The sequence below is a fragment of the Serpentinimonas maccroryi genome, from assembly GCF_000828915.1.
GTDB classification, from domain to species: Bacteria; Pseudomonadota; Gammaproteobacteria; order Burkholderiales; family Burkholderiaceae_C; genus Serpentinimonas; species Serpentinimonas maccroryi.
On the sequence record NZ_AP014569.1, the window covers coordinates 2,305,123 to 2,329,390 of the forward strand.

Here is a 24,268-nt window from a genome sequence, read left to right on the forward strand (position 1 = left end):
AGCCCACCCAGCGTCCTTGATGGGTTTAATCGCGGAAATTGTCGTGGCAGGCCTTGCACGAGGCGGCGGTTTCGCCAAAGGCACGGCGCACGGCGGCCAGGTCGTTGGTCATGGAAGCGGCGTTCAAGGCTGTGAGCGCGCGTGCGGTGTCTTGAGCAGCGGCATCGAAGCGCGCGCGCTCGCTCCACACCACGGGCTTGGCCCTGCTGGGCAGGCCTTGGGTTTCGGGGGTAAAACCGGCCCAAGGCAGGCGCGACAGCGTCATGATAATGGCCATGTTTTGCTGCACCACAGCGGCGTCAAAAGGCACGCGACCGTTGGCCATGGCGCCCACGCGGCCAAAATGGTGGCCCATGACCTCAAACGCCCCTTGCCGATAGTCGATGGCGCCTTGCGGGGTGCGGAATTGGGCTTGTGCAAAACCAGCGGTGGCGAGCAGGGCGGCAGCTAAAAAGGCGGTGGCGTACAGCTTGGGCTTCATGGGACCTTCTGGTGATAGGTGGCGTGAGACGGGTTGCAAGCAACGTCACAAGATGCAATAAGTCCATGCTAGCATCGTCACGCTTTTGTGACAGCGGCATTTTCCGACTGATTTTCTCTGGTTTTTAGTGGGTCAAACCGATGCATCGGGTTCGCGTTTGGGATGGGCCGACAAGGCTGTTTCATTGGTCTTTGACCTTGACGGTGGTGGGATTGATCGTCACCGGTAACGTAGGCGGGCTGTGGATGGAGTGGCACCTGTGGCTGGGCTACTTCGTGCTCTCGCTGCTGCTGTTTCGCCTGCTCTGGGGTTTTGTGGGCGGCCGCTGGTCGCGCTTTGCGAGCTTCATCTATGCGCCGGGCTCGCTTTGGGCTTATCTGCGCGGACGCAGCCCACTCGAGCACCGAGTCGGCCACAACCCCCTGGGTGCGCTGTCGGTGTTTGCGCTGCTGCTGGTGCTGCTGTTGCAGGTGTTTAGCGGCCTGCTCACCGACGACGCCATCTTTTACTCTGGCCCGTGGGTGGCCTGGGCCAGCCCCGAGTGGGTCGATCGGGCCAGCAACTACCACGATGAGGTCGGCAAGTTGCTGCTGATCGGCTTGGTCGCCCTGCACCTGCTGGCGCTGGTGTACCACAAGCTGATCAAGCGCGAGGCACTGGTGGCGGCCATGGTCACGGGCGACAAAGTGCTGCCGCAGGCGCTCCCCGAAAGCCTTGACGGCTCGGCGCAGTGGGCGCTCGCTGCGGGCTGCTACGCTTTGGCAGCCGGCTTGAGCTACGCGCTGGTCAACTGGCCGCTGGTGTAAGCCGCGCGGGCCTCAAAGCGCGCGCAGTTGCGCCAGCAGCGTGTCGGCGTCCGAGACCTCGAGCTTGCCCGCGCCCTCGACGTTGAGCACCTTGACCACGCCGTCTTGCAGCAGCATCGAGTAGCGCTGGCTGCGCAGCCCAAGCCCACGGCCGCTCAAGTCGAGCGTGAGTCCGGTGGCCTTGGCCAGCGCGGCGTCGCCGTCGGCGAGCAAGCGGATTTTGCCTTCGGTGCCCTGATCGCGCGCCCAAGCCCCCATGACAAAGGCATCGTTGACGCTCACGCACCAGATTTCATCGACGCCTGCGGCCTTGAACTCGGCGCCGCGCTGCAGGTAGCCCGGCAGGTGGCTGACCGAGCAAGTCGGGGTGAAGGCCCCGGGCACCGCGAACAGGGCGATGGTCTTGCCTGCCGTGGCGCTGGCGATCTCGACCTTGTTGGGGCCTATGCTACAACCCTCGCCCTCGCGCTCTTGGTATTCCATCAAGGTGAGGGCGGGCAGTCGGTCTCCGACTTTGATCATGGTGGCGCTCCGGTGGGGTGAAACAAAAAAACCAACCGAGATTGTCGGTTGGTTTCTGCTCGGGCTGGCCCGAAGCGACCCAATAGGCTTAAAGCCATCCGGGCTTAGACGAAGCTGGGCTTAGACCAAGCCGGCTTTTTGCACCAAGCGGGTCACGACCCAGTTTTTGGTTTTGGACAGCGGCCGGCTCTCGGTGATTTCGATCACGTCGCCCATGTGGTAGGCGCCTTCTTCGTCGTGCGCGTGGTACTTGCTCGACTTGATCACGATCTTGTCGTAGAGCTCGTGCTTGACGCGGCGCTCGACCAGCACGGTCACGGTCTTGGCGCGCTTGTCGCTCACCACTTTACCGATCAGGGTGCGCTTGAGGGCCGGTGCGGCACCCGTTGTGGCTTCACTCATGGTTTCGCTCCTTGTTGGGCGGCAGCGCGTTTCTGTGCCAAGATGGTCTTGGCGCGGGCAATGGCGCGCCGGGTTTCGCCCAGCGTGGCGCTGTTGTTGAGCTGCTGGGTGGCTTTTTGCATGCGCAGGTTGAAGTGCGCTTTTTGCAGCGACTTGACCTCGGCTAGCAGGGCGGTTTCGTCTTTTTGACGCAGTTCGGCGGTGTTCATGCGGTGCTCCGGTTTACTGACCCAACATGCGGGTCACAAAGGTGGTGCGCAGCGGCAGCTTGGCGGCAGCCAGCTCGAAAGCCTCGCGCGCCAGTTGCTCGGGTACACCGACGATTTCGTACAGCACCTTGCCGGGCTGGATTTCGGCCACGTAGTACTCGACCGCCCCTTTGCCGTTGCCCATGCGGACTTCGGCTGGCTTTTTGGAGATCGGCTTGTCGGGGAAGACACGGATCCAGATGCGGCCACCGCGCTTGACGTGGCGCGAAATGGCCCGGCGGGCCGACTCGATCTGGCGAGCCGTCAGACGGCCACGGTCTGTGGACTTCAGGCCGAAATCGCCAAAGGCCACGGTGGCGCCACTGGTGGCGACGCCCGTGTTGCGGCCTTTTTGCTCTTTACGGTATTTACGGCGTGCAGGTTGCAACATGTGTTATTTCTCCTTAGGCCTGCGGTTTGGCAGCGCCATCGGCTGCGGTGCCACTGGCGCGGCGCGGCGCACCGGCGCCAGCGCCTGGGCGGCCACGGCCGTCGGGGCGGTTGTCACCGCGGCCATCGCGGCGCGGGCCACGCGGCGGGCGGCGCTCGTCGTCGGGGCGCGGGGTGCTGTCGAGCGTGGGCGCATCGCTGCGGCCCAAGTTGTCGCCCTTATAGACCCAGACCTTGACGCCGATGACGCCGTAGGTGGTTTTGGCTTCCGAGGTGCCGTAGTCGATGTCGGCGCGCAGCGTGTGCAGCGGCACCCGGCCTTCGCGGTACCACTCGGTGCGTGCGATCTCGATGCCGTTCAGGCGCCCAGCCGACATGATCTTGATGCCTTGGGCACCCAGACGCATGGCGTTTTGCATCGCGCGCTTCATGGCGCGGCGGAACATGATGCGCTTTTCGAGCTGCTGCGTGATCGAGTCGGCGATGAGTTTGGCATCGACTTCGGGCTTGCGCACTTCTTCGATGTTCACCGCCACCGGCACGCCCAGCTTGGCGGCCAGATCCTTCTTCAGCTTCTCGATGTCCTCGCCTTTTTTGCCGATGACCACGCCCGGACGCGCCGAGTAGATGGTGATGCGGGCATTTTTGGCCGGGCGCTCGATCACGACGCGCGACACGGCGGCGTTTTTCAGCTTGGCTTTGAGGTACTCACGCACCTTGATGTCTTCGGCCAGCATGCCGGCGAAGTCGCGTTCGCTGGCGTACCAGCGGCTGGCCCAGTTGCGGCTCACCGAAAGGCGAAAACCGGTCGGATGGATTTTTTGTCCCATGGCGTTTCCTGTCGGTTTAGGTGCCCACCGTCACGTAGATGTGACAGGTCGGTTTGCTGATGCGGTTGCCGCGGCCCTTGGCGCGAGCCGAGAAACGCTTGAGCGTGGTGCCTTGTTCGACGTGGATGATTTTCACCTTCAGTTCGTCGATGTCGGCGCCGTCGTTGTGCTCGGCGTTGGCAATGGCCGACTCCAGCGCCTTCTTGACGATGCCAGCGGCCTTCTTTTGCGTGAAGTTGAGAATGTGCAGCGCCTGATCGACTTTTTTGCCTCGAATCAGGTCGGCCACCAGGCGGCCCTTGTCCACCGAGAGGCGGACGCCGCGAGCGATTGCGCGTGTTTCCATGGTGCGTGTCCTTACTTCTTGGCTTTCTTGTCGCCGGGGTGGCCCTTGAAGGTGCGCGTGAGCGAGAACTCGCCCAGTTTGTGGCCCACCATCTGGTCGGTGATATACACCGGCACGTGCTGCTTGCCGTTGTGCACGGCGATCGTCAGCCCGATGAAGTCGGGCAGGATCATGGAGCGGCGCGACCAGGTCTTGACCGGCTTTTTGTCTTTGGTAGCGACGGCCTTTTCGACCTTGGCCATCAGGTGATGGTCAACGAAGGGGCCTTTTTTGAGTGAACGCGTCATGTCGTCAGCTCCTTACTTCTTGCGCCGCGAGACGATCATGGTCTGCGTGCGACGGTTGTTGCGGGTGCGGTAACCTTTGGTCAGGTTGCCCCACGGATCAACCGGCGGCATACCGGTGCCGGTGCGGCCCTCGCCCCCGCCGTGCGGGTGGTCGATCGGGTTCATGGCGACGCCGCGCACGGTCGGGCGGATGCCCATGTGGCGCTTGACGCCGGCCTTGCCGAGCTGGCGCAGGCTGTGCTCGGGGTTCGAGACTTCGCCGATGGTGGCGCGGCAGTCCACGTGCACCTTGCGCACTTCGCCCGAGCGCACACGCACTTGGGCATAGATGCCCTCGCGCGCCAGCAGCACCGCCGAGGCGCCGGCCGAACGCGCGATCTGCGCGCCCTTGCCCGGCAGCATTTCGATGCAGTGGATGGTCGAACCCACCGGGATGTTGCGGATCGGCAGCGTGTTGCCGACGCGAATCGGCGACTCCGGGCCCGACAGCAGCGTCGCACCCACGGCCACGCCGCGCGCGGCGATCACGTAGCGGCGCTCGCCGTCGGCGTAGCACAGCAGGGCGATGTGGGCGCTGCGGTTGGGGTCGTACTCGAGGCGCTCGACCTTGGCCGGAATGGCGTCTTTGTTGCGCACAAAGTCAACCACGCGGTAGTGGTGGCGATTGCCGCCCCCACGGTGGCGCACGGTGATGTGGCCGTTGTTGTTGCGCCCGGCTTTTTGGAACTTGGGCTCCAGCAGCGGTGCGTAGCCCTCGCCCTTGTGCAGGGTTTCGCGCGTGACTTTGACCATGCCCCGGCGGCCGGGGGAGGTCGGTTTCATCTTGATGACGGCCATGATCAGACTGCCTCCCCACCAAAGCTGATTTCTTGTCCGGCTTGCAGCGTCACGTAGGCTTTGCGCACGTGGTCGCGGCGACCGATGGTTTTGCCAAAGCGCTTGCTCTTGCCTTTTTGGTTGAGCACGTTGACGGCCTTGACCTTGACGTTGAACATCTGCTCCACCGCCGCCTTGATTTCGGTCTTGGTGGCGTTTTGCAGCACCTTGAACAGAATCGCATTGGTTTTTTCGGCCGTGGCGGTGGCTTTTTCCGACACGATCGGCGCCACCAGCACTTGCATCAGGCGGCCTTCGTCAAACTGGATGTTGCTCATGCGAACATCTCCTTGAATTGGTCGATGGCACCTTTGGTGACGATCACCTTTTTGTAGTGCACCAACGAGAGCGGGTCGGCGTAGCGCGGCTCCATCACCAGCACGTGGGGCAGGTTGCGCGCAGCCAGATAGAGGTTGTCATCGACCTGATCGGCGATCAGCAGCACCGATTGCAGGTTCATGGCCTTGAACTTGGCGGCCAGCAGCTTGGTTTTGGGCGCTTCGAGGGTGATCGAATCGACCACGGCCAGACGGCCTTCGCGCACCAGCTGCGACAGGATCGAGGCCATGCCGGCGCGGTACATCTTCTTGTTGAGCTTTTGGCCGAAGTTTTCGTCCGGGCTGTTCGGGAAGATGCGGCCGCCCCCACGCCACAGCGGCGAGGAGGTCATGCCGGCGCGGGCGTTGCCGGTGCCTTTTTGCTTGAACGGCTTGCGCGTGCTGTGCTTGACCATGGCGCGGTCTTTTTGCGCCCGCGTGCCTTGGCGCGCGTTGGCTTGGTAGGCCACCACCAGCTGGTGGATCAGCGCTTCGTTGTAGTCGCGGCCGAACACGGTTTCGGGCACATCGACGTGCGAAGCGGCTTGGCCTTGCTCATTGAGGAGTTCGACTTGCATCAGTTGCCTCCTTTGGGCGCTGCTTTGACGGCCGGACGCACGGTCACGAAGCCGCCTTTGGAACCCGGCACTGCGCCCTTGATGAGCAGCAGCTGGCGCTCGACATCGACGCGCACCACGTCCAAATTCTGCGTGGTCACGGTCTCGTCGCCCATGTGGCCGGTCATTTTTTTGCCGGGGAACACGCGACCGGGGTCTTGCGCCATCGAGATCGAGCCCGGCACGTTGTGCGAACGGCTGTTGCCGTGCGTGGCGCGCTGCGAGGCAAAGTTGTGGCGCTTGATGGTGCCGGCAAAGCCTTTACCGATCGAGGTGCCCTGCACGTCGACCTTTTGGCCGGCGGCAAAGAGCTCGGCCACGGGCAGCACGGCACCGGCGGCGTATTTGCCGGCCAGTTCGGCGCTGACGCGGAACTCTTGCAGGATTTCACCGGCTTCGACGCCGGCTTTGGCCAAGTGCCCAGCGGCGGGCTTGCTCACGCGCGAGGCGCGCCGCTTGCCGTAGGCCAGTTGCAAGGCATCGTAGCCATCGTTGGCTTGGGTTTTGACTTGTGCCACGCGGTTGTTCGATACATCCACCACCGTGACAGGAACGGCGTCCCCATCGTCGGTGAATAGGCGCATCATGCCCACCTTGCGGCCCAACAACCCCAGGGAGTTGCTCAGACTCATTTTTTCTCCATTTCCGCGTTGTGCGCGTGTCCGACTGCAATTGGCCGGAGCTTAGAAACCAGCGCAGCGCCCTTGAAGGCGCCTCTGCCGGTGCAAACGATTTAAAAACCTCTCCCTTGTTTCACATGGCCGCACAGCTGCAGCCACCCAAACACGGGCGAAGCCTTGAATTATAACCCGCTGAAAAATTTCACACAAGGCCTGCGGCGTGTGTGGCTGCCCATCTCTGCTGCCACAGACCCTGTGTGCGTTGCCTTATTGCAACTTGATCTCCACATCGACGCCGGCGGGCAGGTCGAGCTTCATCAGCGCATCGACGGTTTTGTCGGTCGGGTCCACAATGTCCATCAGGCGCTGGTGGGTGCGGATCTCGAACTGGTCGCGGCTGGTTTTGTTGACGTGCGGCGAGCGCAGGATGTCGAAGCGCTTCATGCGCGTGGGCAGGGGCACGGGGCCCTTGACGATGGCCCCGGTGCGCTTGGCGGTTTCGACGATCTCGGCCGCCGAGGTGTCGATCAGCTTGTAGTCAAAGGCTTTGAGGCGAATGCGGATTTTTTGCTTGCTCATGGTCGGTGTTTCCTGCTGGGTTCGTCCGGGTTCGCATCAATCCAAAATCTTCGCCACCACGCCGGCGCCCACGGTGCGGCCGCCTTCGCGGATGGCAAAGCGCAGGCCTTCTTCCATGGCGATCGGGGCGATCAGTTTGACGGTGATGCTGACGTTGTCGCCCGGCATGACCATCTCTTTGCCTTCGGGCAGCTCGATCGATCCGGTTACATCCGTGGTGCGGAAGTAGAACTGCGGCCGGTAGTTGTTGAAGAACGGGGTGTGGCGCCCGCCTTCGTCTTTGCTCAGCACATAGACCTCACCGGTGAAGTGGGTGTGGGGCTTGATGGAGCCGGGCTTGCACAGCACTTGGCCGCGCTGCACGTCTTCGCGCTTGGTGCCACGCAGCAGGATGCCGACGTTGTCGCCGGCTTGGCCTTGGTCGAGCAGTTTGCGGAACATCTCGACGCCGGTGCAGGTGGTTTTCTGGGTGGTGGCGATGCCGACGATTTCGATCTCTTCGCCGACTTTGATGATGCCGCGCTCGATGCGCCCGGTGACCACGGTGCCGCGGCCGGAGATGGAGAACACGTCTTCAACGGGCATGAGGAAGGCGCCATCGACGGCGCGTTCGGGCTGCGGGATGTAGGTGTCGAGGGCGTCGGCCAGTTTCATGATGGCTTGTTCGCCCAGCGGGCCTTTGTCGCCTTCGAGGGCGAGTTTGGCCGAGCCGTGCACGATCGGGGTCTGGTCGCCGGGGAAGTCGTATTTGTCGAGCAGCTCGCGCACTTCCATCTCGACGAGTTCGAGCAGCTCGGCGTCGTCCACCATGTCGCACTTGTTGAGGAAGACGATGATGTAGGGCACGCCGACTTGGCGCGCGAGCAGGATGTGCTCGCGGGTTTGCGGCATCGGGCCGTCGGCGGCGGAGCAGACCAGAATGGCGCCGTCCATCTGCGCGGCACCGGTGATCATGTTTTTGACGTAGTCGGCGTGGCCGGGGCAGTCGACGTGGGCGTAGTGGCGGTTGGCGGTCTCGTATTCGACGTGCGCGGTGTTGATGGTGATGCCGCGCGCTTTTTCTTCAGGGGCGGCGTCGATCTGGTCGTAGGCCTTGGCCTGTCCGCCAAACTTGGCTGCCAGCACGGTGGTGATGGCCGCCGTGAGCGTGGTTTTGCCGTGGTCCACGTGACCGATGGTGCCCACGTTGACGTGCGGCTTGGTCCGCTGGAATTTTTCCTTTGCCATGATGCAAAAATCCTTCAATCAAAAAAAGAACAAAGCCCGTGCGGGTTTAAGGTCTGCGCTGGCGGCGGCGTCACGGGCAACGCCGCCTCACCCAAAGGGGCAACTCAGACCGGGGCCAAGGGCGCCGCCGCCCAACTAGGGGGCCGCGCCGCTTGGCGACAACTTACTTGGCGCGCGCCGAAATGATGGCCTCTTGCACGTTGCGCGGCGCTTCGGAGTAGTGCTTGAACTCCATGGTGTAGGTGGCGCGGCCCTGCGACATCGAGCGCAGCGTGGTCGAGTAACCAAACATCTCGGACAGCGGCACTTCGGCCTTGATCACCTTGCCGCCACCGACCATATCGTCCATGCCCTGCACCATGCCGCGGCGGCTGGACAAATCGCCCATCACGTTGCCGGCGTAGTCTTCGGGCGTTTCGACCTCGACCGCCATCATGGGCTCGAGGATCACCGGCTGGGCCTTGCGGCAGCCTTCTTTGAAGCCGAAGATCGCCGCCATTTTGAACGCCTGCTCCGACGAGTCCACGTCGTGGTAGGAGCCGAAGTGCAGCGTCACCTTGACATCGACCACCGGGTAGCCGGCCAGCACGCCGGTGTTGAGCGCTTCGACCACGCCCTTTTCCACCGCCGGGATGAACTCGCGCGGCACCACGCCGCCTTTGATGGCATCGACGAACTCGAAGCCTTTGCCCGGCTCTTGCGGTTCGATCTTGAGCACCACGTGGCCGTACTGGCCCTTGCCGCCCGACTGGCGCACGAATTTGCCTTCGCTGTCCTCGATCGTGCCGCGGATGGTTTCGCGGTAGGCCACCTGCGGCTTGCCGACGTTGGCCTCGACGCCGAACTCGCGCTTCATGCGGTCGACGATGATCTCCAGGTGCAGCTCGCCCATGCCGGCGATGATGGTCTGGCCCGATTCTTCGTCGGTCTTGACGCGGAACGACGGGTCTTCGGACGCCAGCCGGCTCAGGGCGATGCCCATCTTCTCTTGGTCGGCCTTGGTTTTGGGCTCCACCGCTTGGGCGATCACGGGCTCGGGGAACACCATTTTCACCAGCGTGATCACGGCCGCCGGGTCGCACAGGGTCTCGCCGGTGGTGACTTCTTTGAGGCCGACGCAGGCGGCGATGTCGCCGGCGCGGATCTCTTCGACTTCGTTGCGGTTGTTGGCGTGCATCTGCACGATGCGCCCGATGCGCTCTTTTTTGCCCTTGACCGGGTTATAGACCGTGTCGCCTTTTTTGATCACGCCCGAATAGACGCGCACAAAGGTCAGTTGGCCGACGAAGGGGTCGGTCATGAGTTTGAAGGCCAGCGCCGAGAGCTTCTCGCCGTCGTCGGCTTTGCGGCTGATGGGCTGGTCTTTTTCGTCGCTGCCCACCACCGGTGGAATATCGACTGGCGAGGGCAGGAAGTCGATCACGGCGTCGAGCATGCGCTGCACGCCTTTGTTCTTGAACGCGGTGCCGCACAGCATGGGCTGGATTTCGCAGGCGATGGCGCGGGTGCGGATGCCGAGCTTGATTTCGTCCTCGCTCAAGTCGCCTTCTTCGAGGTACTTGTTCATCAGCTCTTCGCTGGCCTCGGCGGCGGCTTCGACCATTTTTTCGCGCCATTCGGTGGCGCTGGCGGCGAGCTCGGCGGGGATATCTTGGTACTCGAACTTCATGCCTTGCGAGGCTTCGTCCCAGATGATGGCCTTCATCTTGAGCAGATCGACCACGCCCTTGAAGTGCTCTTCGGCCCCGATCGGGATCACCACCGGCACCGGGTTGGCCTTCAGGCGCAGGCGCATTTGGTCGTAGACCTTGAAGAAGTTGGCGCCGGTGCGGTCCATTTTGTTCACAAAGGCCAAGCGCGGCACTTTGTACTTGGTGGCCTGGCGCCAAACGGTTTCGGACTGCGGCTGCACGCCGCCCACGGCGCAATAGACCATGCAGGCACCGTCGAGCACGCGCATGCTGCGCTCGACTTCGATCGTGAAGTCCACGTGACCCGGGGTGTCGATGATGTTGAAGCGGTGCTCGGGGTAGGACAGGTCCATGCCCTTCCAGTAGCAGGTGGTGGCTGCCGAGGTGATGGTGATGCCGCGCTCTTGCTCTTGCTCCATCCAGTCCATGGTGGCCGCACCGTCGTGGACCTCGCCGATTTTGTGGTTGACCCCGGTGTAAAACAGGATGCGCTCGGTGGTGGTGGTCTTGCCGGCGTCGATGTGGGCCGAGATACCGATGTTGCGGTAACGCTCGATGGGCGTGGTGCGGGGCATGAAAAAATCTCCGAAAGATACGGGCCAAGCCCGCCCACTCGGGTGCTCGAGTGCGGCGGGCTTTGGGGATGGGCGATAAGCTGGGTGCCTGTAATGTGCGCCGCTAGCGTGACGGACGGCAGCAGGCCAGCGTGGCTTAGAAGCGGAAGTGGCTAAAGGCCTTGTTGGCCTCGGCCATGCGGTGCACCTCGTCGCGGCGCTTCATGGCGCCGCCACGGCCTTCGTTGGCCTCGAGCAGCTCGTTGGCCAGACGCAAGGCCATCGATTTTTCGCCGCGCTTGCGTGCGGCCTGCTTGATCCAGCGCATCGACAACGCCAGCCGGCGCACCGGGCGCACTTCGACCGGCACCTGGTAGTTGGCACCGCCGACGCGGCGCGACTTGACCTCGACCATCGGCTTGACGTTGTTGATGGCGGTGGTGAACAGCTCCAGCGGGTCTTTGCCGGATTTTTTCTCCATGGTCTCGAGCGCGCCGTAAATGATGCGCTCGGCGACCGCTTTTTTGCCGCCTTCCATGATCACGTTCATGAACTTGGACAGCTCGACATTGCCGTACTTGGGGTCCGGCAGGATTTCACGTTTAGGGACTTCGCGACGACGTGGCATTTTTACACCTCAAAAACTTCAGTTGGCCGCACCCTTGGGTGCTGCCGCGAGAGCCATGCGCGGCTCCCACTTACTTGACCCGCGCACACAGCGTGCGTTTGGGGCCTACACGCTCAAGACACACGCGCTGCGCGCTGGCCTTGGGCAACGAAACACAAGCTACAGCCTCTGGGCTGCGGCTTATTTGGCTTTGGGCCGTTTGGCGCCGTATTTGGAGCGCGACTGCTTGCGGTCTTTCACGCCTTGCAAGTCGAGCGAGCCGCGCACGATGTGGTAGCGCACGCCGGGCAAGTCTTTGACCCGGCCGCCGCGCACCAGCACCACGCTGTGCTCTTGCAGGTTGTGGCCTTCGCCGCCGATGTACGAAATCACCTCAAAGCCGTTGGTCAGGCGCACTTTGGCGACCTTGCGCAAGGCCGAGTTCGGCTTTTTGGGCGTCGTGGTATAGACGCGGGTGCAGACGCCACGGCGCTGCGGGCAGTTTTCCATGGCCGGGCTCTTGGATTTGGTCTGTTCGACCTCCCGGCCCTGGCGCACGAGTTGATTAATGGTTGGCATTGAAAAAAACGTCCCTAAACGTTTGAAAAACGGCTGACCCTCTCGGCCAAATGCCGAAAAGCCCGTGAATGTAGCACGAAAGGCGCGCAGCGGTCAAGCCAAAGGTGGATAGACCGACCCCCAAGCACGCCAAGCCGCCAGCACGGCCACCGCCACGATGCCCGAGGCATAGGCGCTGCCGATGGCGCCGACGAGCAGCGACAGCAGCAGCAGCAGGCCGTCGCGGTGCATCCAGCCCAAGCAGAGCGCGATCAGGCTCAGGCCGGGCAAGATGTTGCCCAAAGGCAACGGTATAAAGATCAGCAGCGCCATCCAGACGATCCACAGCGCCCACAGGCCGCTCAAGCTGTGGTGCGCCAACCACGTCAGGCGCGGGCGTATCCAAGCCGCAGCGCAGTCGTGCAACCAGGCCAGCGCGTGCAGCGTGCGCCGGCTCCAGGCGGGGCTCAGGCGCGCGCGCGCCAGCCGCTGTGGCAACGCCGCTGCCGTGGGCTGCCCCCACTGCCAAGCAATGGCGATGATGGCCACACTCATGGCGGTGCCCAAGCCCATGATGGGAGGCAGGCATAGGCACGCCAGCAGCATGAGCAACAAGGGCCGCGAGCCGCCATGGCCGTGCAGATCGACCAACTCAGCGATGCTGATGCCCGGCGCGCCCCGCGCAGAAGCTTCAGCACCCACTGCAGCTGGTGCGCCCGGCGCCTCTGCCGGGCCCGATGCCGCAGCGCCCAGCCCCCCCGCCCCCAAGCCTTCGGCCCAAGCACGACAACGCTGCGCCCAAGTGCGCGGGCAGTTTTCGGGGCCGTGGTTCATGCGGGCAGCAGCGTGGCTAAAGGCGAAAAGCGGGGTTTGGCGCCAAACGCGGGCAGGTATGCGGGCGGAGCGGGCAACTTCAGGTGGTGCGCAAGTTGGTGCGCAAGCGCTGTGCCTTGCTCAGCGCCCAGTGGCCCAGCAAAGCCAGCACCACGATCAGGCCGGTGACGATGAACCAGACGATCCACAAAATCACCGACAAAATCCCCACCAAGCCCGGCAGGAAGGGCAGCAGCGACTCCAGCACCCCCACGGTCCAAGCGAACAGGTCGCGCAGCGGCAGCAAAAACGCTTCGCCGATCCACGGCGCCAACTCGGGCGGCACCGGCCACTGCGCGATGATGTCGGCCAAGTTGGCGGCCTCGCCGGTGGCGACCTGCGCCGCCAGCCAGTCGGCCAAGCCGGTTAAGACCCAGATGGTGCCGGTCCAGAGAGCCAGAACGAGAAGGGTCACGACCCAAAGCAGTAGTTTCACGCAGAGCTTTCAAAATAATGAGCACAACCTAGGAGGCCGCGCAGCCGCCCCAAGTTCCGTGCCGCACTATAACGAAAATCCGCGACCGTTGTTGCAGCGCATCAAAAGCGGCCCGCTCTGCGCAGCCTCTCAGGGTTTGATCGCCACCTTGAGCACGCCGTCGCGCTGGTTGGCAAACAAGTCGTAGGCGGCGACGATGTCGTCGAGCCGGTAGTGGTGCGTCACCAGCAGGCCCAGATCGAGGCGGCCGCTGGCGACCACGTTCATCAGCCGGCGCATGCGCTCCTTGCCGCCCGGGCACAGCGCGGTGACGATGCGGTGGTCCCCCAGCCCAGCGGCAAAGGCCGAGAGCGGAATCTTCAGGTCTTCGGAGTACACCCCCAAGCTCGACAGCGTGCCGCCGGGTTTGAGCACGCGCAGCGCGGCCTCGAAGGTCGATTGCAGGCCCAGCGCCTCGATGGATGAGTCGGCACCCTTGCCGCCAGTGAGGCGCATGACCTCGGCCACCACGTCGCACTGCTTGAAGTTGAGCGTGATGTCGGCCCCCAGCTGGCGCGCGATCGCCAGCCGGTGGTCGTTGCCATCGACGCCGATGATGGTACTCGCCCCTAATAAACGCGCCCCGGCGGTGGCGCACAGGCCGATGGGGCCTTGGGCGAACACGACCACGGTGTCGCCGATTTTGATGTTGGCGTTCTCGGCCCCCTTGAAGCCGGTGGACATGATGTCGGGGCACATCAGCACCTGCTCGTCGCTCAGGCCCTCGGGCACCGGGGCCAGGTTGGCTTGGGCGTCGGGCACCAGCACGTACTCGGCTTGGGTGCCGTCGATCATGTTGCCAAAGCGCCAGCCGGCGGTGGCCTTGTAGCCGTGACAGCCGCAGCGCCCCGACGGCACCAAGTAGCTGCCGTCTTGCGACGGCGCCCCGTCCTGGGCGGCGTAGGAGTTGAAGTTGGGGCAGATGGCGCCGGCGATCACGCGCTGGCCCTCTTGGTAGCCGATCACGGCCGAACCGAGTTTTTCGATCACGCCCACCGGCTCGTGACCCACCGTGAGCCCCTTGGCGACCGGGTACTCGCCTTTGAGGATGTGCACGTCGGTGCCGCAGATGGTGGTGGTGGTGATGCGCACCAAGGCATCGTTGGGCCCCACCGCGGGGATGGGTTTGTCGGCCAGCTCGATGCGGCCGGGTTCGACGAAGATGGCGGCTTTCATCATGGCAGTCATGCTTGCTCCTTGGGGTTGTGGGCACCACACGCGCCCAGCCGCCAAGGCTCGACCCCGCCTTCAGCGCTGCCACGTGTACGGCCCCAGTCTGGCACGAAACGCGGCGCTTGACCAGCGCGTACCCGAGCGCGTTGCTCGGCTACTGACACGCTCGGCTACTGGATCCAGAGCCGCAGCGCGCCCCAGAAGCGCCCCAGCAGGCCGGCTTGCGGCACCGCCTCGAGCACGAACAGCGGCACTTCGGCCACCACGTCGCCACGGGCGTTGCGCACCCGCAGCGTGCCCAGCGGCTGGTCTTTGAGCAGCGGCGCCAGCAGCGGCTCGGGCCGCAGCAGCTCGGTGCGCAAACCCGCCGCTTGCCCGGCCGGCACCGTGACCACCACGCCCTCAGGGCGACCGAGCGGCACCGTGGAAGCGCGGCCCTGCCACACCGGCGGCTGCGACACCACTTGGCCGGGCGCAAACAGGCGCACCGCCTCAAAGGCCGCGTAGCCCCAGTTGAGCAGGGTCTGGCTCTGCGCGGCGCGGGCGTTTTCGCTGTTGGCCCCCAGCACCACGGCGATCAGCCGGCGCTGCCCGGCATCCCCGGGGCCGAGCGCGGCAAAGGGGCGCTGCGCGCTGGCCACGATGCCGTAACCCGCGGCCTCGGTGTGGCCAGTTTTCATGCCATCGACGGTGGGGTCGCGCAGCAGCAGCAGGTTGCGGTTGTTGACGTTGACCGCCGGCGCGCCGGGGTAGTGGTAGCGCTGGATGGCAAAGTAGGGCATGAACTCGGGGAAGTCGCGGCTCAGGCGCGCCGCCAGCTGCGCCAGGTCGCGCGCCGTGCTGCGGTGGCCGGGGGCGCTCATGCCCTCGGGGTTGACAAAGCGCGTGCGCGTCAGGCCCAGCGCCTGCGCCTGCTGGTTCATGCGCTCGACAAAGCGCTCCACCGAACCCGCCACGCCCTCGGCCAAGGCGACGGTGGCGTCGTTGGCCGAGAGCACGATCATGCCCTTGAGCAAGGCTTCGACGGGCACTTGCGCGCCTTGGGGCGCAAACAGGCGCGAGCCCGGCATGCGCCAGGCGCGCTCGCTCACGGTGAGCGTTTGCGTGCGCTCGATGCGGCCGGCGCGCAGCGCCTCGAACACCAGATAGGCGCTCATCAGCTTGGTCAGCGAGGCCGGCTCGACCTCGCGGTCGGCTTCCCGCTCGGCCAATACCTGGCCGCTGGTGGCGTCGAGCAACACAAACGCGCGCGCCGCGATTTCGGGCGGCTGCGGGCTGCTGGCCCAAGCCGGGCTGGCCGCGCCCAGCAGCCAGCCCACGCACAGCAGAACGTAAAGGAACACGCGATTCAGTAAGGGCAGCGTCATGGTGAGGCGGTGGGCAAATAGTCGGTTCGGTTGTGATCGGCCTAGAGGCGCGAGGAGCGCCGTCGTGGCCGCTATCGGCCACATGGCTTATCAGAAAGCTGGCTCGCAGGCGCGCAAATGCCGCAGCGTCAGCGCTTTGAGCAAGCCGAGGCGGCCGTGAAAAAAATGCTCGACCCCGGGCACCACGGTGACCGGCAGGCTTTGCGGCCGCGCCCAGTCGAGCACGGCGGCCAAGGGCACCGTGTCATCGGTCTCGCCGTGTATGAGCGCCGTGCGCTCGTGAAGTTCAGCCGCCAGCACGGGCAGCTCGAAGCGGCTGGCCGCCGCCCCCACCAGCAGCACCGATTGCGGCAAGCGCTGCGCCGGCAAGCGCTCGAGCGCGCGCAGCACCACGTAGGCGCCAAAAGAAAAGCCGGCCAACGCCAGCGGCCCGTGCGCGGCCTCGAGTTGCAGCAGCGCCAGCAGGTCGTCGGTCTCGCCCACGCCGTGGTCGTGGACACCGGCGCTGGCCCCAACACCGCGAAAATTGAAGCGCAACACCCGCCAGCCCTGCTGCACGTGCGCCCGCGCCAGCGTCTGCACCACTTTGTTGTGCAGCGTGCCGCCAAACAGCGGGTGTGGGTGCGCGATCAGCGCGAGTCCGCCACCGGAACGGGGCTGCGCCGGCTCGTCGATCGCCACCTCCAGCGCCCCTTGCGGGCCCGGGAGCAGACGGGTTTGGGTGTGCGCGTTCATGCTGGCTGCGGGGCTCAACCTCTCAGCGCCCGACCTCGGGATCGAGCAACAGGCGCTGCACCGGCACGCCGTCGCACAGATGCGAGTCGATGATCTCATCCAGATCGGCGCGGTCTAGGTAGGTGTACCACGTGCCTTGCGGATAGACCACCGCCACCGGCCCGCCGGCGCAGCGGTCTAGGCAACCGGCCTTGTTGACCCGCACCCGGCCCGGGCCGTCTAGGCCCAAGGCCTTGACGCGCGCCTTGCAGTGGTCAAAGGCTTGCTGGGCGCCGAGCGCGGCGCAGCAGGCTTGGCCGTTGTCGCGCTGGTTGAGGCAAAAGAAAATATGGCGCTCATAATAGCTTGGCGCGGGTGTGGCGGGGTTCATGCGCGGCGATTGTAGACCTGCCTTGGCGCGGCCCGCAAGGCCAGCCGCAAGCCCACCCACAGCGCCGCAAAGGGCCACAGCGCCCCCAGCCACTGCGTCAGGCCGTGCAACTGGATGAAGCGGCCCCACTCCCACAGCTGCAGCGACTGGGCGAAATACGGCTCAGCGGGCGCGCGGTTGAGCAAGGTCAGCGCCAACACCCAGGCCAGCAGCGACAAAACGGCCGCAGCCCGGTGTCCCAAAGCCAGGCTCAAAAACGCCAGCGCCACAGCAAAACTCAACCCCAAAGACGCCGACGGCGTGAGCCAGGCCCAGGCGTGCGCTGGCCCCCACGTCAGGCTGGCAGACAGCAACAACGCCCCCAGCACCAGCGCCAGCGCCAGCAGCATAAACAGCAAACGCTGCCCAACCCGGCGCAGCACCGCATAGCCCAGCAGCAGCGGCGCCCAGACGCACAAGGCCACCACAATCGCCTCGGTGAGCGGGCTCAGGGGCGGCTCGGGCAAAGGCACAGGCAGCCAAGGTTGCAAAAAACTGCCCTCGGCCCACGCGTAAAGCGTGCCCTCGAGCCGGTACCAGACCTGACCCAGACCAAAGGGCACCGAAGTCGGGTAGACCAAGGCCAGCGGCCACAGCGCCAACAGCGCCGGCGCACCGTGGTTCTGCGGCATCAGTCCGGTCTGGCGAAAGGCGTTCCAGCGCGCCGGCCAGCGCGAACGCAACAGCCACAGCGCCAGCCCCACCCCCAAGGCCGCACCCACCGTGTTCAGGATCCAATCCACTTGCGAAGGCACCCGGTGCTGCACCAGCAGCCCTTGGGCACTCTCGAGTGCCAGCGACAACAGGCACGGCAGCAGCAAGCCCACGCTGGCCGCCAGGCGCGCGCTGCCGCTGCGCGCAACGGCCAGGGTCAGCAAAAGCCCCAGCGGCACGTAGGCCAGCAGGTTGGCAGCCACATCAAAACTCGTCCAGTGGGCCGGCCAAGGGGCAAACAAAAACGCCCACAGCGCCACCCCCTGGTAGCGCCAGCCACTGAATGGGTAGAGGCTGGCGTAAACCACCAGCGCCGCGTACAGCAGCACCAACACCAGCGCCAACGGGTAGGGCCTAGAGGCCGACGACAGGGAGCCGAGGGTGTTCATCGGGCGCGTTGGGTCAGGCCGTTGGGCAAACCAAAGCAGCAGGCGCTTGTGCCACCGGCTTCAAAAAGGCTTGAGCACCACCAGCAACACGCCCGCCACCAGCAACAGCACCGGCGCTTCGTTGAACCAGCGGTACCAGACGTGGCTGCGGCGGTTGCGGCCCGCCTCGAAATCGCGCAGCAGCTGGGCACAATAGCCATGGTAGGCCAACAGCACGACCACCACCAGCAATTTGGCGTGCATCCAACCGTTGCCCGGACCCCAACCTATGCCATACCCGACCCACAACCACAGCCCCAACCCCAAGGCCGGCAGCGCCAGCAGTGTCATGAAGCGCAGCAGCTTGCGCGCCATCAGCAGCAGGCGATCGCGCTCGGCCACGCTGTCGGGCTCAACGAGCGCCAAGTTGACAAAAATGCGCGGCAAATAAAAAAGGCCCGCAAACCAACTGGCTACGAAGATAATATGAAAGGCTTTGACCCACAACATGGGGCTAGTGTAGCCCGTAGCTCAAACAAGGGAAAGGATGCAAAGCATGGCCGACACCAGCGGCACCGACTGGCAAGTGGTGAGCGATGTGCTGTGCGCCGCGGGCGAAGCGCCTTTCTGGAGCGCCCGCGAGGAGCGCCTGTATTGGATCGACCCGCCGCTCAAGCGCGCCTGGCGGCTGCACGTGCCCAGCGGCCGTACAGAGCACTGGGGGTTTGCGAGCCCGATCACTGGGCTGACGCCTTGCCGCAGTGGCGGCTTTCTGCTGCTGCTGGCCGATGGCGTCTACCACGCCCACTCTTGGCTCGACATCCCCACTTTGCTGGCTGTGCTGCCTTCGGTCGGTGCCGAGGCCTTGTGGCGCGCTGGCACCTGCGACCCCTGGGGCCGCCTGTGGCTGGTGGCGCAAACCCGCGACGCCACCCATCGCGCGGCGCACTCCAGCACCCTGTACTGCCTGCGCGCGCGCAGCTCCAATCCGCCGCCGTTGGAGCCGATTCGGCACCAAGTGGGCGACGGCCTCGGCTTGTGCTGGGCCCCAGATGGCCGCAGCGTGACCTGGTGCAACCCCCGCCGCGGTGAAGTGGTGCAAGCGGCGTTGTCGCAGCCCGGCCGCTGGCCGCCCGAACTCAGCGCCCCGATGCCGCTGACGCGCTTTGCGATGCCACCGGACGCATCAAGCGCCCCGCCCAGCCCCAATGCCGCGCCCTTCGAGGGCCTGCCCCGCAGCGGCACCCTCGATCAAACCGGCCACCATTGGGTGACCCTAATCGCTTCCGGCCGGGTGCGGCGCCTAGACGGCAACGGGCGCACCGTGCTCGACCTGCACGTGCCGGCCCTGTATCCCACCGGCGTGTGCCTGGGTGGAGAAGACGGTTGCACCCTGTTTGTAACCTCCATGCGTTCGGGCCGCGGTGCCGCCGAGCTTGAGCGCTATCCCCAATCGGGGGCGGTGTTTGCGCGCCGCGTCGACACCCCCGGCCAGCCCGCACCGCTGTACTGGGACTGATGCCGGGCGTTAAAAAAAATCACGCCACCAGCCTTTCAGCTCGTTACCATTGCGCCCATGCAAGCCCCTCCAGAGACCGCTGCCAGCGCCTTGGCCCCCGCGCTCCAAAGTTGGATTGAAATCCTGCAGGCGGCGCGCCTAGATGGCCGACCTGTGCATCCCGTCGGCGGCGGCAGCAAGGCTTTTTTGTGCCCGCCCCCGGCGCCCGATGCGCTCGCGCTGCACACCGGCGCGCACCGTGGCATCGTGGCCTACGAACCCTCGGAGCTGGTGGTTACGGCGCGCGCCGGCACGCCGCTGGCCGAGATCGAAGCGCTGTTGGCCACGCAGGGCCAGCATCTGGCTTTCGAGCCGCCGCATTTCGACCCTGGGGCCACGCTCGGCGGTGCCGTGGCGGCTGGTTTGAGCGGCCCGGCGCGCGCCAGCGCCGGGGCTCTGCGCGACTTCGTGCTCGGGGTGCATGTGCTCAACGGGCGCGGCCAATACCTCGAGTTTGGCGGTCAGGTCATGAAAAACGTGGCCGGCTACGACCTCAGCCGCGTGCTCGCGGGCAGCTGGGGCAGCTTGGGGGTGCTGGCCCAGGCCTCGCTTAAGGTGCTGCCGCTGCCACCGGCCGAGGCCACCTTGCGCTTCGATCTGCCCCAGGCGGCGGCGCTCGAGCAACTGGCGCGCTGGCGCGCCCTGCCGCTGCCGCTCAACGCCAGCTGCTGGGTGCGCGACCTCAGCGCCGCACACGCCCCCGAACACCTCTACGTGCGCCTGCGCGGCGCCGCAGCCGCGGTGGCCGCGGCCTGTCCACAGATGCTGACCGCGGCCCGCGGTGAGCGGCTCGACGCCACCGCCTGCGCCGCCGACTGGCAGGCCTGCCGCGAGCAGACTTTGCCTTTTTTCACCCAACCCCCCGCGCCCGACGCCGCCCTGTGGCGCCTGAGCGTGGCCCCCACCAGCGCCACACTGGATGCCCCTTGGCCAACCCTGATCGAGTGGCACGGCGGGCTGCGCTGGGTCTGGGCCCCGCTGAACCAGGCCGCCCCCTTGCGCGCCTGGGCACAGGCCCAAGGTGGCCACGCCACCCTGTGGCGCAGCCCACAAAGCGCAGCGGTGGCTGACGCCGACCACAATGCCACTGCCACACAGGCGGCCATGCGCCTCACCCCCCCGGCCCCGGCCTTGCAAGCCATCCACCAGCGCCTCAAGGCCGAATTCGACCCGGACGGCCTGCTCAACCCCGGCCGGTGGGGCTGGGGTTTGTAACCACCCCCTTGTTCGCCCCTTGAGCGCCGATAGCGCCTGTTCATCTCTGTTCATCCCTCTTTTAGCCCGCCCCGCCCGCGATGCAAACCCAACTCGCCCCGCCCTACCAGGGCACCCCCGACGGTCTGACGGCGCAGGAGATCTTGCGCAAATGCGTGCACTGCGGCTTTTGCACCGCCACCTGCCCCACCTACCAGCTGCTGGGCGACGAGCTCGACGGCCCACGCGGCCGCATCTACCTCATCAAGCAGGTGCTCGAAGGCGAAACCCCAACCGAGCGCACGCAGCAGCACCTAGACCGCTGCCTGACCTGCCGCAACTGCGAAAGCACCTGCCCGAGCGGGGTCGAATACGGTAAGCTGCTCGACGTCGGGCGCAAGGTGGTGGCCGCGCAGGTGCCGCGCAGCAGCCCCCAGCGCGCTCTGCGCTGGCTGCTCAAAGAGGGGCTGACGTCGCGCTGGTTTGCCCCGGCCATGCGCCTAGGCCAAGCCATGCGCCCCCTGTTGCCGGCGGCGCTGCGCGCCAAGGTGCCGCAGCGCCTGCCCGCAGGTGCGTGGCCACAGCGGGCGCATCCGCGCCGCGTGCTGCTGCCCGAAGGCTGCGTGCAGCCGGCCATGCTGCCCAGCATCAACCACGCCAGCGCGCGCGTCCTCGACGCCGCCGGGGTGCAGGTGCTGCGCCTGCCCGCAGGCGGCTGCTGCGGCGCGCTGCGGCTGCACCTAGATGACCACAGCGGTGCCTTGGTCCACATGCGCGCCAACATCGACGCCTGGTGGCCCTACGTGCGCCCCGACAGCACGCAACCGGTGGAGGCCATCGTCAGCAACGCCTCGGGCTGCGGCGTGCTGCTTAAAGACTACGGCCACCAACTGCGCCACGACCCGGCCTACGCCGCCAAGGCGCAGCGGGTGAGCGCCCTGGCGCGCGACCTGAGCGAACTGCTGCCCGATCTGGTGCCGGCGCTGCAACGCAAACTGGCCCACGCCGCGGCCCGGCCACGCCCCAAGCTGGCCTACCACCCGCCCTGCACCCTGCAGCACGGGCAGCAACTGCGCGGCGGCGTCGAGCAGGGCTTGCGCGCACTCGGCTTTGAGGTGCACACGGCGCGCACCGAGGCGCACCTGTGCTGCGGCTCAGCCGGCACCTATTCGGTGCTGCAAGCCGCTTTGTCGGGCCAGTTGCGCGAGCGCAAGCTCGGGCACTTGGGCGAGCTGGGGGCCGACCAGATCGTGTCGGCCAACATCGGCTGCATCACGCACCTGCAAAGCGGCACCCAGACGCCGGTGCGGCATTGGGTCGAGGCGCTCGACGAGGCCCTCAGCGCCGCCGCCGAAACCACCGAGGCCTCCGAAGCCTCTATGGCCTGATTGCAGCCCCACCATGCCGCGCCCCATCCTCGCCACCATCCACCTGCCTGCGCTGCAGCACAACCTACAACGCTGCCGCCGCGCCGGTGGCTCGGCCCGGGTGTGGGCGGTGCTCAAGGCCAACGCCTACGGCCACGGCATCGAGCGCGTGTTTGACGCGCTGCGCGCCGCCGACGGCTTGGCGCTGCTGGACCTGGGCGAGGCCGAGCGGCTGCGCGCCCTCGGCTGGCGCGGCCCCATTTTGTTGCTCGAGGGCGCCTTTGAGCCCCGCGACCTCGAAACCTGCTCGCGGCTGCAGCTGTGGCACGTGGTGCACCGCAGCGAGCAGATCGACTGGCTGGCGGCGCACAAGTGCGAAACACCGCAGCGCGTGTTCCTAAAAATGAACTCGGGCATGAACCGGCTCGGCCTGCGCCCCGAGGCCTTTCGCGCCGCCTACACGCGCCTGAGCCACCTGCCCCAGGTCGAAGAAATCAGTCTGATGACGCACTTCAGCGACGCCGACGGCCAGCGCGCCGGCCAGATGGGCGTGCAGCACCAGCTCGAGGCCTTTGTGCGCGCCAGCCACGACCTGCCCGGCGAGCGCAGCCTGTGCAACAGCGCCGCCCTGCTGCGCCACGGGCTGGCACTGCGGCTGGGCAGCGGCCCCGAGGCACAGCCGCTGGCCGCCGACTGGACCCGGCCCGGCATCGCGCTCTATGGCAGCTCGCCCGACTTCCCCACCCACAGCGCCGCGCACTGGGCGCTTGAACCCGCCATGACGCTGGCCAGCCAGCTGATCGCGGTGCAAGAGCTGGCCGCCGGCGAAACCGTCGGCTACGGCTCCACCTACACCGCCCCCGGCGCCATGCGCATCGGCATCGTGGCCTGCGGCTACGCCGACGGCTACCCGCGCCATGCGCCCGGCCACAACGCCCACGGCGGCCCGGTGCTGGTGCGCGGCGTGCGCACGCGCTTGGTCGGGCGCGTGAGCATGGACATGCTGGCGGTCGATCTGGGCCCGGTCGAGGCGCAGCTGGGACCGTGCCACGCGGGCGATGAAGTCACGCTCTGGGGCCGCAGCCGCTGCGGCGCGCTGCTGCCGATCGACGAGGTGGCGCACGCCGCCGGCACCTTGGGCTACGAGCTGATGTGCGCGCTGGCCGCGCGGGTACCGGTCGCGGTCGAGCCGCTGCCTTAAACCGCACTCACCGCCCCAGCACCGCCCCTGCCACAATCCGCATCACCAGCCAGCGGCCCTCGCCTAGGCCGCTTTGGCTGAGAGGCTGAGCTCGCAGGCAGCGCTAGGCACAATCAACCCATGGACACCCTCAGCATCGCCCTGTTGCTCGCCGGCGCCGGTTTTGCCGCTGGCGCGCTCAACGCCATCGCCGGCGGCGGCAGTTTTTTGACCCTGCCGGCGCTGCTGGTGGCCGGGCTGCCGCCGATCGTGGCCAACGCCACCAGCGCCCTGGCCGTGAGCCCGGGCTATTTGGGCAGCACGCTGGGCTTCAGGGCCGAGCTGGCGCAACTGCCGCGCCGGCGGCTGCTGCGCGAAACCCTGCTCTCGGCCGCCGGCGGCGTGTTGGGGGCGCTGCTGCTGCTGGTCACCCCGGCCGAGGTGTTTCGCGGCCTGATCCCGTGGTTGCTGCTCTTTGCCACCGCGCTGTTTCTGCTTGGCCCCTGGTTGGCGCGCCACCTAGTTGCGGCGTCGGCCAGTGCAGAGCCGCGCTGGCGCAACCCCGGGCTGCTGGCGGTGGCCACCTACGGCGGCTATTTCAACGGCGGGCTGGGCATCTTGCTCATGGCGCTCTACAGCGCCAGCGGCGAAAAAAACCTGCACAGCGCCAACGCGCTCAAAAACCTCAACTCGCTGGTGCTGTCGCTGCTGTCGGTGCTCACCTTCGTGCTGGCCGGCGTGATCGCTTGGGGCCCGGCGCTGCTGATGATGGCCACCGCCACCTTGGGCGGCTATGTGGGGGCGCGCCACGCCCGGCGCTTGTCTATGCGCACCGTGCGCGCAGTGGTGGTGTGCACCGGGCTGGTGATGAGCGCGCTGTTTTTCTGGCGCGGTTGA

At 66.1% G+C, this 24,268-nt stretch carries 31 protein-coding genes; 6 read left to right on the forward strand and 25 right to left on the reverse strand.

Annotated features, from left to right (window positions below; genetic code table 11):
- Positions 1 to 25 precede the first annotated feature (25 nt).
- On the reverse strand, positions 26 to 481 hold the full coding sequence (locus SMCB_RS10580) for a c-type cytochrome (protein ID WP_045536898.1): 456 nt from the start codon (positions 479 to 481) through the stop codon (positions 26 to 28).
- Between the two features lie 140 nt (positions 482 to 621).
- On the opposite strand from SMCB_RS10580, the gene SMCB_RS10585 reads away from it, so the two are divergent.
- On the forward strand, positions 622 to 1,287 hold the full coding sequence (locus SMCB_RS10585; RefSeq protein WP_045536900.1) for a cytochrome b/b6 domain-containing protein: 666 nt from the start codon (positions 622 to 624) through the stop codon (positions 1,285 to 1,287).
- Positions 1,288 to 1,299: 12 nt separating this feature from the next.
- On the opposite strand, the gene SMCB_RS10590 is transcribed toward SMCB_RS10585, so the two are convergent.
- The 24 genes from SMCB_RS10590 to SMCB_RS10705 form a co-directional block, all read right to left on the reverse strand.
- Complete coding sequence (locus tag SMCB_RS10590) at positions 1,300 to 1,809, reverse strand: peroxiredoxin (protein WP_045536902.1); 510 nt, start codon at positions 1,807 to 1,809, stop codon at positions 1,300 to 1,302.
- Positions 1,810 to 1,929: 120 nt separating this feature from the next.
- Positions 1,930 to 2,211, reverse strand: coding sequence for a 30S ribosomal protein S17 (rpsQ, locus tag SMCB_RS10595; protein WP_034110320.1), 282 nt, complete (start codon positions 2,209 to 2,211; stop codon positions 1,930 to 1,932).
- The gene (gene rpmC / locus SMCB_RS10600) at positions 2,208 to 2,420 is read right to left on the reverse strand and encodes a 50S ribosomal protein L29 (protein ID WP_034110321.1); all 213 of its coding nucleotides are present in this window, start codon (positions 2,418 to 2,420) and stop codon (positions 2,208 to 2,210) included. Before rpmC ends, rpsQ begins: the two co-directional genes overlap by 4 nt.
- Positions 2,421 to 2,433: 13 nt before the next feature.
- Positions 2,434 to 2,850 (reverse strand): 50S ribosomal protein L16, encoded by a 417-nt coding sequence (gene rplP, locus SMCB_RS10605; RefSeq protein ID WP_034110323.1) that lies wholly within the window; start codon positions 2,848 to 2,850, stop codon positions 2,434 to 2,436.
- A gap of 13 nt (positions 2,851 to 2,863) precedes the next feature.
- Positions 2,864 to 3,679: a 30S ribosomal protein S3 gene (gene rpsC / locus SMCB_RS10610; protein ID WP_045536907.1), complete on the reverse strand. Its 816-nt coding sequence runs from the start codon at positions 3,677 to 3,679 to the stop codon at positions 2,864 to 2,866.
- A gap of 16 nt (positions 3,680 to 3,695) precedes the next feature.
- Complete coding sequence (gene rplV / locus SMCB_RS10615; RefSeq protein WP_045536909.1) at positions 3,696 to 4,025, reverse strand: 50S ribosomal protein L22; 330 nt, start codon at positions 4,023 to 4,025, stop codon at positions 3,696 to 3,698.
- An 11-nt stretch (positions 4,026 to 4,036) separates the two neighbouring features.
- Positions 4,037 to 4,312: a 30S ribosomal protein S19 gene (gene rpsS / locus SMCB_RS10620; protein ID WP_029463320.1), complete on the reverse strand. Its 276-nt coding sequence runs from the start codon at positions 4,310 to 4,312 to the stop codon at positions 4,037 to 4,039.
- Positions 4,313 to 4,324: 12 nt separating this feature from the next.
- Positions 4,325 to 5,149 (reverse strand): 50S ribosomal protein L2, encoded by an 825-nt coding sequence (gene rplB, locus SMCB_RS10625; RefSeq protein WP_045536911.1) that lies wholly within the window; start codon positions 5,147 to 5,149, stop codon positions 4,325 to 4,327.
- A 2-nt stretch (positions 5,150 to 5,151) separates the two neighbouring features.
- Positions 5,152 to 5,466, reverse strand: a complete 315-nt coding sequence (gene rplW / locus SMCB_RS10630) for a 50S ribosomal protein L23 (protein ID WP_045536912.1) — start codon at positions 5,464 to 5,466, stop codon at positions 5,152 to 5,154.
- Positions 5,463 to 6,083, reverse strand: coding sequence for a 50S ribosomal protein L4 (gene rplD, locus SMCB_RS10635; protein WP_045536914.1), 621 nt, complete (start codon positions 6,081 to 6,083; stop codon positions 5,463 to 5,465). Before rplD ends, rplW begins: the two co-directional genes overlap by 4 nt.
- Positions 6,083 to 6,754 carry a 50S ribosomal protein L3 gene (gene rplC / locus SMCB_RS10640; RefSeq protein ID WP_045536916.1) on the reverse strand — a complete coding sequence of 224 codons (672 nt, stop codon included), beginning with the start codon at positions 6,752 to 6,754 and terminating at the stop codon, positions 6,083 to 6,085. Before rplC ends, rplD begins: the two co-directional genes overlap by 1 nt.
- A 255-nt stretch (positions 6,755 to 7,009) precedes the next feature.
- Positions 7,010 to 7,321, reverse strand: a complete 312-nt coding sequence (gene rpsJ / locus SMCB_RS10645) for a 30S ribosomal protein S10 (RefSeq protein ID WP_045536918.1) — start codon at positions 7,319 to 7,321, stop codon at positions 7,010 to 7,012.
- Between the two features lie 36 nt (positions 7,322 to 7,357).
- Positions 7,358 to 8,548 (reverse strand): elongation factor Tu, encoded by a 1,191-nt coding sequence (tuf, locus tag SMCB_RS10650; protein ID WP_045538050.1) that lies wholly within the window; start codon positions 8,546 to 8,548, stop codon positions 7,358 to 7,360.
- A 163-nt stretch (positions 8,549 to 8,711) separates the two neighbouring features.
- A complete protein-coding gene (fusA, locus tag SMCB_RS10655) occupies positions 8,712 to 10,814 on the reverse strand; it encodes an elongation factor G (RefSeq protein ID WP_045536919.1) in 2,103 nt (700 codons plus the stop codon).
- A gap of 136 nt (positions 10,815 to 10,950) precedes the next feature.
- Entirely contained in the window at positions 10,951 to 11,421 is a 471-nt protein-coding gene (gene rpsG, locus SMCB_RS10660) for a 30S ribosomal protein S7 (protein WP_029463501.1), read from the reverse strand.
- Between the two features lie 180 nt (positions 11,422 to 11,601).
- Positions 11,602 to 11,979 carry a 30S ribosomal protein S12 gene (gene rpsL, locus SMCB_RS10665; protein ID WP_029463500.1) on the reverse strand — a complete coding sequence of 126 codons (378 nt, stop codon included), beginning with the start codon at positions 11,977 to 11,979 and terminating at the stop codon, positions 11,602 to 11,604.
- Positions 11,980 to 12,072: 93 nt separating this feature from the next.
- The gene (locus SMCB_RS10670; protein WP_045536921.1) at positions 12,073 to 12,792 is read right to left on the reverse strand and encodes an exopolysaccharide biosynthesis protein; all 720 of its coding nucleotides are present in this window, start codon (positions 12,790 to 12,792) and stop codon (positions 12,073 to 12,075) included.
- Between the two features lie 79 nt (positions 12,793 to 12,871).
- Positions 12,872 to 13,246 (reverse strand): hypothetical protein, encoded by a 375-nt coding sequence (locus SMCB_RS10675; protein ID WP_144400350.1) that lies wholly within the window; start codon positions 13,244 to 13,246, stop codon positions 12,872 to 12,874.
- A gap of 150 nt (positions 13,247 to 13,396) precedes the next feature.
- Positions 13,397 to 14,494 carry an NAD(P)-dependent alcohol dehydrogenase gene (locus tag SMCB_RS10680; protein ID WP_045536927.1) on the reverse strand — a complete coding sequence of 366 codons (1,098 nt, stop codon included), beginning with the start codon at positions 14,492 to 14,494 and terminating at the stop codon, positions 13,397 to 13,399.
- Positions 14,495 to 14,649: 155 nt separating this feature from the next.
- On the reverse strand, positions 14,650 to 15,846 hold the full coding sequence (locus SMCB_RS10685) for a D-alanyl-D-alanine carboxypeptidase family protein (protein ID WP_052468505.1): 1,197 nt from the start codon (positions 15,844 to 15,846) through the stop codon (positions 14,650 to 14,652).
- A gap of 90 nt (positions 15,847 to 15,936) precedes the next feature.
- A complete protein-coding gene (locus SMCB_RS10690) occupies positions 15,937 to 16,581 on the reverse strand; it encodes an alpha/beta hydrolase (protein ID WP_045536929.1) in 645 nt (214 codons plus the stop codon).
- Between the two features lie 22 nt (positions 16,582 to 16,603).
- A complete protein-coding gene (locus SMCB_RS10695) occupies positions 16,604 to 16,951 on the reverse strand; it encodes a (2Fe-2S) ferredoxin domain-containing protein (RefSeq protein WP_045536931.1) in 348 nt (115 codons plus the stop codon).
- The gene (locus tag SMCB_RS10700) at positions 16,948 to 18,093 is read right to left on the reverse strand and encodes a VanZ family protein (protein ID WP_045536933.1); all 1,146 of its coding nucleotides are present in this window, start codon (positions 18,091 to 18,093) and stop codon (positions 16,948 to 16,950) included. The genes SMCB_RS10695 and SMCB_RS10700 overlap by 4 nt, the downstream gene beginning before the upstream one ends.
- Before the next feature lie 60 nt (positions 18,094 to 18,153).
- Entirely contained in the window at positions 18,154 to 18,582 is a 429-nt protein-coding gene (locus SMCB_RS10705; protein ID WP_045536934.1) for a CopD family protein, read from the reverse strand.
- Between the two features lie 46 nt (positions 18,583 to 18,628).
- Here SMCB_RS10705 and SMCB_RS10710 point away from each other — a divergent pair, with 46 nt between their 5' ends.
- From SMCB_RS10710 to SMCB_RS10730, 5 genes are all read left to right on the forward strand, one after another.
- Positions 18,629 to 19,591 carry an SMP-30/gluconolactonase/LRE family protein gene (locus SMCB_RS10710; RefSeq protein WP_171820304.1) on the forward strand — a complete coding sequence of 321 codons (963 nt, stop codon included), beginning with the start codon at positions 18,629 to 18,631 and terminating at the stop codon, positions 19,589 to 19,591.
- 57 nt (positions 19,592 to 19,648) lie between these two features.
- Positions 19,649 to 20,845 (forward strand): glycolate oxidase subunit GlcE, encoded by a 1,197-nt coding sequence (gene glcE / locus SMCB_RS10715; protein WP_045536938.1) that lies wholly within the window; start codon positions 19,649 to 19,651, stop codon positions 20,843 to 20,845.
- An 80-nt stretch (positions 20,846 to 20,925) separates the two neighbouring features.
- Entirely contained in the window at positions 20,926 to 22,212 is a 1,287-nt protein-coding gene (gene glcF / locus SMCB_RS10720; RefSeq protein ID WP_045536940.1) for a glycolate oxidase subunit GlcF, read from the forward strand.
- Positions 22,213 to 22,225: 13 nt separating this feature from the next.
- Positions 22,226 to 23,392, forward strand: coding sequence for an alanine racemase (gene alr / locus SMCB_RS10725; protein WP_045536942.1), 1,167 nt, complete (start codon positions 22,226 to 22,228; stop codon positions 23,390 to 23,392).
- A 120-nt stretch (positions 23,393 to 23,512) separates the two neighbouring features.
- The gene (locus tag SMCB_RS10730) at positions 23,513 to 24,268 is read left to right on the forward strand and encodes a sulfite exporter TauE/SafE family protein (protein WP_045536944.1); all 756 of its coding nucleotides are present in this window, start codon (positions 23,513 to 23,515) and stop codon (positions 24,266 to 24,268) included.

Coding starts and splice junctions, on each gene's coding strand:
- SMCB_RS10580 (WP_045536898.1), bottom strand. CDS start 481: ATGAAGCCCAAGCTGTACGCCACCGCCTTTTTAGCTGCCGCCCTGCTC.
- SMCB_RS10585 (WP_045536900.1), top strand. CDS start 622: ATGCATCGGGTTCGCGTTTGGGATGGGCCGACAAGGCTGTTTCATTGG.
- SMCB_RS10590 (WP_045536902.1), bottom strand. CDS start 1,809: ATGATCAAAGTCGGAGACCGACTGCCCGCCCTCACCTTGATGGAATAC.
- rpsQ (WP_034110320.1), bottom strand. CDS start 2,211: ATGAGTGAAGCCACAACGGGTGCCGCACCGGCCCTCAAGCGCACCCTG.
- rpmC (WP_034110321.1), bottom strand. CDS start 2,420: ATGAACACCGCCGAACTGCGTCAAAAAGACGAAACCGCCCTGCTAGCC.
- rplP (WP_034110323.1), bottom strand. CDS start 2,850: ATGTTGCAACCTGCACGCCGTAAATACCGTAAAGAGCAAAAAGGCCGC.
- rpsC (WP_045536907.1), bottom strand. CDS start 3,679: ATGGGACAAAAAATCCATCCGACCGGTTTTCGCCTTTCGGTGAGCCGC.
- rplV (WP_045536909.1), bottom strand. CDS start 4,025: ATGGAAACACGCGCAATCGCTCGCGGCGTCCGCCTCTCGGTGGACAAG.
- rpsS (WP_029463320.1), bottom strand. CDS start 4,312: ATGACGCGTTCACTCAAAAAAGGCCCCTTCGTTGACCATCACCTGATG.
- rplB (WP_045536911.1), bottom strand. CDS start 5,149: ATGGCCGTCATCAAGATGAAACCGACCTCCCCCGGCCGCCGGGGCATG.
- rplW (WP_045536912.1), bottom strand. CDS start 5,466: ATGAGCAACATCCAGTTTGACGAAGGCCGCCTGATGCAAGTGCTGGTG.
- rplD (WP_045536914.1), bottom strand. CDS start 6,083: ATGCAAGTCGAACTCCTCAATGAGCAAGGCCAAGCCGCTTCGCACGTC.
- rplC (WP_045536916.1), bottom strand. CDS start 6,754: ATGAGTCTGAGCAACTCCCTGGGGTTGTTGGGCCGCAAGGTGGGCATG.
- rpsJ (WP_045536918.1), bottom strand. CDS start 7,321: ATGAGCAAGCAAAAAATCCGCATTCGCCTCAAAGCCTTTGACTACAAG.
- tuf (WP_045538050.1), bottom strand. CDS start 8,548: ATGGCAAAGGAAAAATTCCAGCGGACCAAGCCGCACGTCAACGTGGGC.
- fusA (WP_045536919.1), bottom strand. CDS start 10,814: ATGCCCCGCACCACGCCCATCGAGCGTTACCGCAACATCGGTATCTCG.
- rpsG (WP_029463501.1), bottom strand. CDS start 11,421: ATGCCACGTCGTCGCGAAGTCCCTAAACGTGAAATCCTGCCGGACCCC.
- rpsL (WP_029463500.1), bottom strand. CDS start 11,979: ATGCCAACCATTAATCAACTCGTGCGCCAGGGCCGGGAGGTCGAACAG.
- SMCB_RS10670 (WP_045536921.1), bottom strand. CDS start 12,792: ATGAACCACGGCCCCGAAAACTGCCCGCGCACTTGGGCGCAGCGTTGT.
- SMCB_RS10680 (WP_045536927.1), bottom strand. CDS start 14,494: ATGACTGCCATGATGAAAGCCGCCATCTTCGTCGAACCCGGCCGCATC.
- SMCB_RS10685 (WP_052468505.1), bottom strand. CDS start 15,846: ATGACGCTGCCCTTACTGAATCGCGTGTTCCTTTACGTTCTGCTGTGC.
- SMCB_RS10690 (WP_045536929.1), bottom strand. CDS start 16,581: ATGAACGCGCACACCCAAACCCGTCTGCTCCCGGGCCCGCAAGGGGCG.
- SMCB_RS10695 (WP_045536931.1), bottom strand. CDS start 16,951: ATGAACCCCGCCACACCCGCGCCAAGCTATTATGAGCGCCATATTTTC.
- SMCB_RS10700 (WP_045536933.1), bottom strand. CDS start 18,093: ATGAACACCCTCGGCTCCCTGTCGTCGGCCTCTAGGCCCTACCCGTTG.
- SMCB_RS10705 (WP_045536934.1), bottom strand. CDS start 18,582: ATGTTGTGGGTCAAAGCCTTTCATATTATCTTCGTAGCCAGTTGGTTT.
- SMCB_RS10710 (WP_171820304.1), top strand. CDS start 18,629: ATGGCCGACACCAGCGGCACCGACTGGCAAGTGGTGAGCGATGTGCTG.
- glcE (WP_045536938.1), top strand. CDS start 19,649: ATGCAAGCCCCTCCAGAGACCGCTGCCAGCGCCTTGGCCCCCGCGCTC.
- glcF (WP_045536940.1), top strand. CDS start 20,926: ATGCAAACCCAACTCGCCCCGCCCTACCAGGGCACCCCCGACGGTCTG.
- alr (WP_045536942.1), top strand. CDS start 22,226: ATGCCGCGCCCCATCCTCGCCACCATCCACCTGCCTGCGCTGCAGCAC.
- SMCB_RS10730 (WP_045536944.1), top strand. CDS start 23,513: ATGGACACCCTCAGCATCGCCCTGTTGCTCGCCGGCGCCGGTTTTGCC.